Origin of the sequence: Flavobacterium sp. HSC-61S13 (assembly GCF_024171535.1) — a bacterium.
GTDB lineage: Bacteria > Bacteroidota > Bacteroidia > Flavobacteriales > Flavobacteriaceae > Flavobacterium.
On the sequence record NZ_JALJZV010000006.1, the window covers coordinates 74805 to 87460 of the forward strand.

6 protein-coding genes are annotated in these 12656 nt (G+C 39.7%); 3 read left to right on the forward strand and 3 right to left on the reverse strand.

The features are described 5' to 3' along the window. The first annotated feature begins 374 nt into the window (after positions 1–374). On the forward strand, positions 375–6941 hold the full coding sequence (locus tag L1275_RS07605) for a choice-of-anchor J domain-containing protein (RefSeq protein WP_253471440.1): 6567 nt from the start codon (positions 375–377) through the stop codon (positions 6939–6941). 91 nt (positions 6942–7032) lie between these two features. Here the strand turns inward: L1275_RS07605 and L1275_RS07610 are convergent, their stop codons facing one another. Both L1275_RS07610 and L1275_RS07615 read right to left on the reverse strand, forming a co-directional pair. Then, a complete protein-coding gene (locus tag L1275_RS07610; RefSeq protein WP_253471441.1) occupies positions 7033–7986 on the reverse strand; it encodes a transketolase family protein in 954 nt (317 codons plus the stop codon). Positions 7987–8011: 25 nt separating this feature from the next. Continuing rightward, positions 8012–8860: a transketolase gene (locus L1275_RS07615; protein ID WP_253471443.1), complete on the reverse strand. Its 849-nt coding sequence runs from the start codon at positions 8858–8860 to the stop codon at positions 8012–8014. A 258-nt stretch (positions 8861–9118) separates the two neighbouring features. Between L1275_RS07615 and L1275_RS07620 the strand changes: the two genes are divergently transcribed. Further along, a complete protein-coding gene (locus L1275_RS07620; protein WP_253471445.1) occupies positions 9119–10321 on the forward strand; it encodes an MFS transporter in 1203 nt (400 codons plus the stop codon). 550 nt (positions 10322–10871) lie between these two features. Then, positions 10872–11654, forward strand: coding sequence for an ABC transporter ATP-binding protein (locus L1275_RS07625; protein ID WP_253471447.1), 783 nt, complete (start codon positions 10872–10874; stop codon positions 11652–11654). Here the strand turns inward: L1275_RS07625 and L1275_RS07630 are convergent. After that, positions 11635–12651: a cation diffusion facilitator family transporter gene (locus L1275_RS07630; protein WP_371923457.1), complete on the reverse strand. Its 1017-nt coding sequence runs from the start codon at positions 12649–12651 to the stop codon at positions 11635–11637. The two genes, L1275_RS07625 and L1275_RS07630, sit on opposite strands and share 20 nt — an antisense overlap. Positions 12652–12656: the final 5 nt, after the last annotated feature.

Here is a 12656-nt window from a genome sequence, read left to right on the forward strand (position 1 = left end):
TTCAAAAAGGCCAATCCCAATTAAAAAATGGATTGGCCTTTTTTTATATACAAGAAAAACAAAAACGTAAAACTTACCCTTCTCATCTTCAAAAAAAAGCTTTAAACAATCGGTATCAATCGCTTATACTTCTAATTTGCTATACTTTTTTGTTAATAGCACTTTTTTTTATCGCATAATCCACACAAATACGCCTCGAAATACCTTAATTATTAATAGGCTGATTTTCAATTTAAAAAAAATTTAACATCATTTTTTTTAAATTAACCAACCAATAGTTAATTGATATATTTAACAGTTTTTGCCAAAAAAAAGTTGGTAAAAACAATATATTTAAAACATTAAATAGTTAAATAATCAAATAACATAATATTATGAAGAAAAACATACTCTTCTCTTGTTTGTTAGGCGTGGTATTTTCAGTTTTATTAAACAGTCCAACAGTCTCAGCCAACACGAGAAACCAGGTCGTCCCCAGCTTTTGGGTGTCTAAAGCATATAATCCCAAACTTTACTTACTACCTAATTTTAATTTTACCTTATCAAATCCCCTTACCAACGACTGCAACGTCCATCCTCTACCATTCTGGGAAGGTTTTAACAGCAGTTCTCCAACACTTTCTTGCTGGCAGATTATAGATGGTAAAAACATCAACCAACCACCGTCGGGTAACAACATCTGGAAACCTCATCTTTATACGGTACACGAAGGAAATCAAAGCATGAGCTTTACGGGTGCACAAACCAATGATGGATGGCTAATTTCGCCAATCTTTCAGTTAGACTCTACTAAAACCTATAAACTCCGTTACCATTATAGGGCCAATTCTTGGCAAAAAAACGAATTGGAAGTACTAGCCTCCAATCGAGGTAATAATCCTGTAAATTTCACTCATATAATCGTTCCTAAAAGCATTTACAACAACAATTCGTGGATCGAGGAGGTTGCTTTTATCAGCGATTTAGCAGGCCCCGTTCACCTCGCTTGGCGCGTTCATACCGAGGAACCCGCAACCATCTATATTGACAATGTATATTTTGAAGAGGTCGCCTGTTATGAACCTCAAGACCTCACAGTTACAAGCCTTAAATCCAATCAAGCTACCCTGTATTGGAACGACCCTATCAACGATTCTTGGGAATACTTTGTCGAAAAAGCAAACGGAAATGGCCCGTTAACTTCGGGTACAACAACACCTACCCAAGAGGTGGTGATCAATTCAGACCACAACAATTCAAATTTAGAACCCGCCACTGCCTATCACTATTACGTCAGAGCCAGCTGTCAAAATGGGAGTTTAGGAGCCTGGATTGGCCCCTTTACCTTTTGGACAGCTTGCTCACCCATAAGCACTCCCTACACCGAGGGTTTTAACAGCAGTTCCCCTACTTACAACTGCTGGAAACTACTCGACAACAATAGGGATCAAGTTCCCTCGGGCAATAATGGATGGAAACAACACCATATCGGATCATACGAAGGGGATCGCTGCATGTATTTTTTTGGAACTGGCCGAACTACCGTTCACGACGATTGGTTGATATCCCCAACATTTAGCTTAAATGGAGGTATCTATGCCATTACCTACTATTATAAAACAGATAGTTATAATGCCTTTAGAAATGAATTTGAGGTCCTGCTATCTACAAACGGCACAGATCCTGCTGATTTTAGCACGGTGTTAGAACCCGTGCAATCCAGGAGTAATGCCGATTATATTAAAAAAGTACTCTATATCCAAAACATCACGGCCGACATCAACATCGCTTGGCATGTCGTTGCCACAGGTACGGCATATCTATTTATAGATCAAGTGACCATAGAAGAGGTTCCCTGTCTTCCTCCCGATGAGAATATAACCCTTACCAATTTGGAAACAGACCAAGTCATTTTAAATTGGAACGATACCAAAAACAGCAGTTGGGAGTATTATTTACAAGAAAAGGGCTCGGGAATCGCTCCTATCGGCAGCGGTTTATTAGCCAACAACCAGACTTTAACACTGACCAAAACCAGCGGTAACCAGGGCGTCAATTTACAAGCGGATACGGAATATGAATTCTTTCTCAGGTCGAGTTGCGGGCCCGGGCAATACAGTTATTGGATCGGTCCGTTACGCTTTAAAACACCCTGTGACAACGCTGCCATTCCCTTTTGGGAAGGCTTTAATACCGATTCCAATACCAACAGCTGCTGGACCATTATTAGCAAGCCAAAGGATTCAGACCACTCCCCTCACCTAGCACATTGGAAAATCAATCCGTATAGCGCATTTGAAGGCAATCAGATGATGTCTTATTACGGTATCAACAACTCCGATGAGCGGGAAGAATGGCTGATATCTCCGCCATTCCGAATGGAGAGCCACAAATTCTATCGCTTAAAATATCATTATAAAACCAGAAACCCATACAGTACGGACTTTGAAGTATGGGTATCCAATAACGGAACAAATCCTTCTAGTTTTACACAAAAACTAACATCTAGGAAAATGCATAGTGTTTCAAATTGGACACAAGAAACACTCATACTAGGACAGTTAACAGGTACCATTCACATCGCTTGGCATATCACCACGGCAAACAGCTATTCCGGTTTGGATCTCGACAACATTATTCTAGAAGAAGTTACCGGATGCCCAGAACCCACAAACCTCCAAAGCGAAACGGTATCCACTACCAGTGCCACCATACAATGGGATGATCGATTCGGTAGTAATTGGGAATATATTGTTCAGGAGTCCGACGGTTCCATTCCGCTGACAGCAGGTTCACAAACCGATAAAAGAAGTAATATCATCACAAAAGATCGCTTTGGAACAGATTTAAAACCCAATACAGAATATGAATTTTATGTGCGTAGCACATGCAGTACTTCCGACTATAGCATCTGGATGGGACCAATTGCATTTAGAACCCTATGCAGCAACTTCGTCACTCCAATTTGGGAAGGATTTGAACCGCATTCTCAAGCGGTGTATTGCTGGACGGTAATCGATAAAAGCGGCAATAGCACAGCCTTGACAGCCAGTCAAACTTGGTCAATAAAAAATCACCATCCTTTTGAGGGCGTTTTATCCGCGTACTTTAATACAACAGACTATACTAACAGCATTGAAAGTGATGATTGGCTGATAAGCCCAACCATCCGATTTGAGTCGCATAAAACATATAGACTAAAATACCACTATACCACCAGTCTCTATACCGACAAAAATGAATTTGAGGTTCTCGCATCCAACACAGGAACAGCTCCGATAAATTTCAACAAGCAAATCGTAGCAAGTGAAACCTATACAAATGATACCTATCAACAAAAAATTGTATTTATAAATGATTTAGCCGGCGATATTCACTTAGCGTGGCACATAAAAGGTACCGGATCCAAAACCGTATTTATAGACAATATTTATATTGAAGAAGTCATCGGATGCCCAGAACCGCTACACTTGACTGCTGACAATATCACAGCTCAGCAACTGAGCCTTTCTTGGACCGACGTGTCCAATGCGAGCAGTTGGGAATATTTTATTCAGCCCAAAGGACAAAGCCCTCCTACTTCAAATGGAACGGTTACCAACCAAATTCAAAACACGATAAACACCGATCAACTGGGCCACCAACTCCTGCCCAATACCGACTACGACATTTATGTGCGAACCATTTGTGAAAATGGCTTATATAGTATTTGGACAGGCCCCCAATCGATAACAACGCGCTGCGGTATATTGGACACTCCTTTTTGGGAAAATTTCAATAGCGACTCTAAACAATTGCGTTGCTGGACACTTAAAAATGCCAACACCCCAGAAACGCAAAGCAACGCTAGATGGTCGATGGATTCGAAATTCGTTTATGAAGGAGACCAATCTATTCGATTAAACATCCAACACCCCGATGATAGCACAGCAAACAGCCAATGGTTGATTTCCCCAAAAATAATACTGGAACAAAGTGCTTATGTTTTAAAATACCATTACACCGCTAGTCAAAGTCGATTTGAAGTACTTGCTTCTAAACAGGGAACCGCTGTGGAACAATTCACGGATACACTTGTTGCTCCTAAAAATTATAACAATACAAAATGGCGCGAAGAAGTAGTTTTTTTCGACGGAACAACTGATAGCATCCACTTGGCATGGCACGTCAACAATCCGGGTAATTCGGTAGTTCGATTCGACGATGTTATTCTAAAAAAAGTCACGAACTGCCCAGAACCTTATTATATAACCCAGAACAGCGCAACAGCCTCTACGGTAGCCATCAGTTGGCAACAAAATGCAGCAATTCATCAATGGGAAGTGAAGGTAGTGAATAGCCAGGACAATGAAAATGGCGTAGCTATACAAACCCTATCGGTAAACACCAATCCTCAAACAATCATTAGTGGTCTCGACAGCGCAACCACCTATAAGGTCTATATACGAGCCCTCTGCTCAAACAACAACACTTACAGTGATTGGTCAACAGCAGCAACAGTTGGTACAACCGCTGATTTACACAGTAATTGCGACAAGGCTTTAAATATCCCAGTAAACACAACGAAAGCATGCGACGTTAAGATATGGACTACTTTTTTAGGCGCTTCCCCTTCATCGACAGTAGCACCGAACTGTGTTGCCAATCAAAATAGGCCTGAGCTGTGGTTTGAATTCACCGCTTTAGCAACAGAGCACCTATTGAGTTTATCCGATTTCAACAGCCCCTCTCATTCGCCCTTTCAAAAATTACATGCTGCCATTTACAACCAAGACTGCAGTCACATTTCACAAAATGCCTGGAGTTGTTTTGAGATAAATTCCGATAAAAGATATCAGTTATTGAAACCTTTAATCGTTGGTCAGAAATATTATATTCGCCTTACTACAAGCGCAGCGGATGCTGATGTTTATTTTTCACTGTGCTTAAACACCCCTTCCTTTATAACGGTTAGTCCTGCGGGGGAAATTTATAGCATAGAGCAACTTGTACAAGACAAATTAATCCAGTCCGATTGTCAATTAGTTTCCAATATTAGATATAAAACCGGGTCTTCGTACAACAACCCCAATGGTATCGGCTACTTTGAATCCAATTCATCTTCATTTGGATTCGGCAGCGGCATAATACTCGCAACCAATGGCGTAGAAACCAGTATGGGACCTAGCAATGAACCACACAGTGACGGTAATGAAAACTGGAAAGGCGATCAAGACCTGGAGCGCCTGCTCACCATTAATGGTCAACCAGGCCCTACACATAATGCTAGTGTTATCGAATTTGATTTTATCCCAATAACCGATACCATCAAATTTGATTTTATATTTGCCTCAGATGAATACGGCGACCATCAATGCGAATTTTCTGATGTCTTTGCCTTTTTCCTAACGGATCTAGAAACCAAAGAAGTTACCAATTTAGCAGTAGTCCCCGGAACCCAAATTCCGATTTCACCTACAACCATCCGCGATGAAAAATACCGTACTCAAGGACATTGTTCTAGCGTTAATGAAACCTATTTTGATTCCTTTTACGGCATTAAGGGGTTTTCACATCAAGACAACCCAATCAATTACAAAGGGTTGACGATACCGCTTACTGCCACTTCCGCAGTCAAGCCCGGTAAAAAATATCATATTAAACTAGCTATAGCAGACTATCAGGATGTATTGCACAATTCAGCCGTATTTATAAAAGAGGGTAGCTTTCATTTGGGGAACATTGATTTGGGTGACGATTTATTGATCGCAACCAACAATGCGGTTTGTAACGGACAGTCGCAAATCTTAACAGCCGCCTTAGCAAATTATAGCGGTAACACCATAGAATGGTTCAAAGATGGTGATTTAATCCCCCAAGCTACGGATAATTACCTCGAGGTGTTTGAGAGCGGAACCTACAAAATTGTAGTACGCTATCCTGAATTGGATTGCGAAACAACAGGATCTGTAACCGTTGAAATTTATCCACCAATCTCTTCAGTGGTGCTACCACCAGAACCCGTAACTATCTGTCGAACTTCATTAAACCCTGTAGTAATTGATTTTACTCAGGTTGAGCCAGCTATGTTAGCCAATACTTCCGCAGAGAACTACCAGTTCTCCTACTACAACAGCCATCAAGATGCTACAGCCGAAATAAACCCGATAGATCCCCAAAACTCGTATTTGGAGATCAAAGGTATTGACCTATACCGCTATATATTGGTTAAGGACTTAAGAACCGATTGTTTGGAAGTTTTTGAGTGGCATTTTAAATCCACTGCTGGCCCGCTACCCGAACCGCGTGCAGATGTTGTGATATGCGATCGTTATATCCTGCCCGCCTTGGAAAACAACCAAAAATACTATAGTGAGGCTGGTGCACAAGGAGAACAATATAATTCAGGAGATCTTATCGATCAACCCGGATCACATACGGTGTATCTATTTCAAGATAATGGATCCGGCTGTTATGAGGAGATCACTTACAAAATACTCATTACAGCAACTATAAAAGCAAAAGTATTTAAAGACGAAGAATTGGAATGTGAATACTATGAACTACAAGAACTCCCTGCTCATAATAGGTATTTTACCGAACAGAACGGTCAAGGCAATGAACTTTTCTCAGGATCGATTATTACAACTGCTCAAACCGTTTATGTATATGCGATTACTGAAGACGGTCTGTGTAGCGATCAAAGCAGTTTTACTATACGTTTTAAAGATTGTCCGATTCCAAAAGGAATTTCACCTAATGGTGACGGGTATAACGATCGCTTTAATCTTTCTCAACACGCAGTAACCAGTATCCGTATTTACAACCGTTATGGTACCGAAGTTTACCACTTCCAAGGCGACTATACCGATCAATGGCACGGTCAAAGTCAAGGAGGTAAATCCCTACCAGATGGCACGTATTATTACGTATTGATTTCAAACAACAAAACCAGAACCGGTTGGGTCTACATCAATAGGTGATTTAGCAAGTAGCAACTAGGCTTTAAACATCAAAAAAAAAGCGCGACTTTACTCAAAGTCGCGCTTTTTTATATTTATCAAAATAAATAAATTATTTTCTCTTGATTACTTTTTCAGCTTTTTCAACGATAACACTGGAATTCAAACCGTATTTATCCATCAATTGCTCTGGGGTACCCGATTCTCCAAAAGTATCACTTACCGCTACAAATTCCTGAGCTGCAGGATAATTTAAACTCAATACACGAGCAACACTTTCTCCTAGACCTCCTAAGAAGTTATGCTCTTCAGCAGTGACAATACAACCGGTCTTACGAACCGAATTTAAAATCGCCTCCTCGTCCAAAGGTTTGATCGTATGGATGTTAATGACTTCCGCAGAGATTCCCTTTTGTTCTAAAATATTAGCCGCTTCTAAAGCCTCCCAAACCAAGTGTCCAGTAGCTACTATAGTAACATCGGTTCCTTCGGTCAACAGTACCGCTTTTCCAATTTCAAATTTTTGATCTTCTGCCGTGAAGTTAGGTACTACTGGACGTCCAAATCTCAAATAAACCGGCCCTTCATACTCAGCAATAGCCAAGGTAGCCGCTTTGGTTTGATTGTAGTCACAAGTATTGATTACCGTCATTCCCGGTAACATTTTCATCAATCCGATATCCTCTAAAATTTGGTGAGTAGCTCCATCTTCTCCTAAAGTCAAGCCCGCGTGAGAAGCACAAATTTTTACGTTTTTTTCAGAATATGCAACCGACTGTCTTATTTGATCGTAAACACGACCCGTCGAAAAGTTAGCGAAAGTTCCCGTAAATGGAATTTTTCCACCTATAGTCAATCCCGCAGCAATTCCGATCATATTAGCTTCGGCAATTCCGATTTGAAAGAAACGTTCTGGGTGATTCTTTTTGAAATCATCCATTTTAAGCGAACCGATCAAATCCGCACAAAGCGCTACTACATTTTCATTTTTTTGTCCCAGTTCTGTCAGACCAGCTCCAAAACCTGAACGGGTATCTTTACTTCCTGTATTGGTATATTTTTTCATTTGTTTGTTTCGATTTTAAATGGGATTAATAATCTCCTAAGGTTTCTGGATTCTGAACCAAAGCTTGTTCCAGTTGTGCATCATTTGGTGCTTTACCATGCCATGCATGTGTATTCATCATAAAATCCACGCCATTCCCCATTTCAGTATGTAACAAAATCCCTACGGGTTTACCTTTACCGGTACGCAGTTTAGCTTGTTTCATCCCTTCAAGGACTTGTTCCATATCATTTCCCTTCTCGATTTCCAAAACATCCCATCCAAATGCTTCAAATTTAGCACGGATAGATCCCATATTTAAAACCTCATCGGTAGAACCATCAATCTGTTTTCCATTCAAATCTACTGTTGCAATAATGTTGTCTACTTTTTTAGCAGCAGCATACATCAAAGCCTCCCAATTTTGCCCTTCTTGCAATTCTCCATCACCTAAAAGCACATATACTAGATGTGCATCTTGGTTTAGTTTTTTTGCTTGCGCAGCACCTAATGCCACCGATAAGCCCTGTCCCAAAGAACCGGATGCCATACGAATGCCCGGTAGGTGGTCGTGAGTGGTAGGATGCCCCTGTAAACGGGTATTGATTTTTCTAAAAGAAGCTAATTCACTTACTGGAAAATAGCCACTGCGAGCCAAAACACTATAAAAAACCGGCGAAATATGTCCGTTGGATAGAAAGAAGATATCCTCATCTTTTCCATTCATTTCAAAGGTTTCTTTGCGTTCCATAACCTCTTGGTAAAGAGCTACAAAAAACTCTGCACAGCCCAAAGATCCTCCAGGGTGTCCGGAATTCACGGCATGTACCATTCGAAGAATATCTCTTCTAACTTGTGTAGTTAAATCAATTAATTGTTGTGTGTTTGGTTTCATTTATATTTTTTATAGAATGATTCAGTAAGCAAAGATAATCAGATTATCGTAGCTATTATCATCAAAACGCCAATTTTAGTTCGAACTTTTTAATTGAAATCGAGATGAATCGTTTAAAACTTTAGCTTATAAACAGTGCTTTATAATTTTAATACGACTTTAAGAAAACATTAAACAAAAGCAGCTCATTATCCGCATTTATTAAAGTAATTTTGCAGGCTCAAAAAACAAGGCACAAACCCTTAAAAAATCGCGCTTATGAATCGTATTTGGCAATCGTATTTGGACTCTTATAGAGGCTTATCTCAATCTACTTGGATCTTAGCCTTAGTGATGTTGATCAACCGAAGTGGCGCAATGGTCATTCCTTTCTTAGGAGTCTACATGAGTACCGAATTGGGTTTTGACCTGAGACAAGTTGGACTTGCTTTAAGTTGTTTTGGTATTGGTGCCATATTGGGTTCACTTGTCGGAGGGTGGATGACAGATAAATTAGGGCATTATGCCACTCAAAACATCAGTCTTTTCCTTTCTGTACCTGTTTTTATTTTATTGCCTTATTTTCGCGATTTTGAATCTTTGTGCTTAGCAGTAATCGGACTAAGTTTTATTACCGAAGTTTTTAGACCAGCCAATAGTGCATCGGTTTCTTACTACGCTAAACCAGAAAATTTAACTCGTGCCTTTTCTCTTAACAGAATGGCTTTAAATCTTGGTTTTTCAATAGGGCCAGCAATGGGAGGTTTCCTTGCTGCTTATTCCTATAATATCTTATTTTACACCAATGCCGTGATGGTATTCTGTGCAGGAGTCGTGTTCTTTTTCTTTTTTAGAGGTCGAAAAGGGAATGATTTAGCCTTACAACAAAAAGAACAAACCTCGGCTTTAACCAAAGTAAAGTCTGCTTATTTCGATAAGAAATACGTACTTTTTACCATCTTTCTAACGATATACGCTACGTGCTTCTATCAATTATTTAGCTCCCTACCCTTATTTTATAAGGTCGGTCACCTACTCAATGAAACCAATATCGGTTTTTTGATCGCTTTTAGTGGAATTATCGTTTTTGGTTTTGAGATGATTATCGTACACGTTGCAGAAAAGAAATTCTCTCTACGTCAAAACATCCTAATTGGAACTTCTATTTGCGGATTCTCCTTCTTAGCATTATTATTACCAGGAGGATTACCTATATTGTATTTTGCGATGTTCTTGTTGTGTGTATCCGAGATCATGGTATTACCTTTTTCATCTACTGTAGGAGTCAACCGCTCTACTTCTGCCAACCGCGGATCTTATATGGCTATGAACGCACTAGCATTCTCCGCCGCCCACGTTTTCTCCCCTTTATTCGGAACCACGATAGCCGAAAAGTACGGTTTTGATACGCTTTGGATCGCTACAGGTGGCTTGATCTTAATTGCCACTGCTGGGTTTTACTGGGTGATGAAGAAAATGTAAACTTTATTGAGGCTGATACGTTCATACGCCCATACGCTGATAGGCTGATAGGCGTATGTGCACATAGGCATATAGGCATATAGGCTTAGAAAAAGATAGATTGAAAGGCTTTTCTGTTTTTACGTGATAAAGCGAATTCGCGTATGGACGAATAGGCATATAGGTTTTTTGATGCTAATACGCTGATAGGGGATATATGAATAGGCAAATATGCTTAGAAGTAAAGGCTGATCCGTTTCTACGTGTTAGGGCGAATTCGCGTATGTGCACATAGACATATAGGCTTAAAAAAAGATAGATTGAAAGGCTTTTCTGTTTTTACGTGATAAAGCGAATTCGCGTATGTGCGAATAGGCATATAGGCTTTTTGATGCTGATACGCTGATAGGCGCATGTGCGAATAGGCAAATATGCTTAAAAGTAAAGGCTGATCCGTTTCTACGTGTTAGGGCGAATTCGCGTATGGACGAATGGACACATAGGCATATAGAAATATAAACATTAAATATTTTGTGTTTATATTTGCAGAGAATCCTCTATCAACGTTGATATGCTACCCATACTAGAAGCAAAAAATCTAACAGTCGGTTATACTTCAAAATCACAGAAACAAATCATAGCTTCAGCGATTGATTTTCAATTGTATCCCAATAAATTAATTTCGCTATTGGGATTAAACGGCATTGGAAAATCGACCCTACTCAGAACCTTATCTGGCGTGCAGCCGTTGCTTGATGGAGATATTTATATCGACAATAAGGCATTAAACAACTACACTCAAGCCGATTTAGCCACACTAATCAGCGTGGTATTGACCGAGAAGATACCAAAAAATCAATTAACGGTGTATGAATTGGTTGCCCTGGGAAGAATCCCCTATACCGATTGGATTGGCAATTTAAAAGATACCGATCTAGCCATGATTCAAATGGCATTAACGGCTACAGAGACACTACAAATTCAACATAAAACGATTACTCAAATCAGCGACGGTCAGCTTCAAAAAGTACTGATAGCCCGTGCCATCGCCCAAGATACCCCGATAATTATTTTAGACGAGCCCTCCACACATCTCGATTTATACAACAAAATCATGTTGTTTAAACTCTTAAAAAGACTGTGTCAAACTCATAATAAATGCATTTTATTTTCCACACATGATATGGACCTAGCCCTACAAATGAGTGACGAATTACTACTGATGCGCCCGCAAGGTTTACTACACGGAGCTACTGATGCTATTATCGAGAGCGATGTATTGGACCGTTTGTTTGACGATCCATCCATTCGCTTTAACAAAGAACAAAAACGTTTTATTTTAGATCCGCTTTAAGATCGGTATCACTTGTATGTCGTTTGTTTGAAGAAATATTTTCCCTAGTCCACACGATTTGTTTTTCAAAAGGATGCTGACGTACCGCACAATCTTTTTTAGTACATATCTTACATGAAAAAGGTTTGCAATCATCCATGTGCACAAACAATTCCACTTCATTGCCAAAAGATTTACAGACCTCCTTTTGTAGTATTTCCACTTCGTGATGTCCTTCAACGATATTAAAATACCAAGGGATCGTCATGTGACAATCAAAATGCAATACACTACCGTATTTAATGATTCGCATATTGTGTAGATCAATCCAATTCTCGCGGCGTATTTCCTCCAGATTCTCTACGACAGAAGTTAATAATTCTTCGTCAGTTTCATCCATAATACCCGAAATGGCTCCACGAACAATCTTATAACCAGTCACGATAATAATTAGAGCAAAAACAAAAGCAACTACACTATCCAGCCACAAATAATTGGTAAAATACATCAATACTAAACCGATAATAATACCAATTGTAGAATAAGTGTCCGATTGTAAATGTCGTCCACTAGCAACTAATGCCAAGGACTTATTGAGCTTACCCTTCTTAACTGCATACCACCCTAAAACATAGTTGACAACCGCTGTGATAGCTACCAACAAAATACCATAATCCAATTGAGAAATAGGTTCGGGTGATTTTAAATTGCGAATCGCCTCATATATGATTATAAAACCCGCTAACATAATTAGAGCTCCTTCTATCGAAGCCGACAGAAATTCGACCTTACCGTGCCCATAGGGATGGTTTTCATCACGAGGCAAGGCAGAAAGATATAGACTATACAAACCAACAAAGCCGCTGATAACATTAATCACACTCTCCAAAGCATCGGTCAAGATAGCCACCGAATTGGTCAAATACCAAGCCCCTACTTTAATGATAAATAGTGCTACTCCAACAACAGCAATGATTTTTTGGAATTGATAATTCTCTCTGGCAGTCGTATTAGTCATCATAA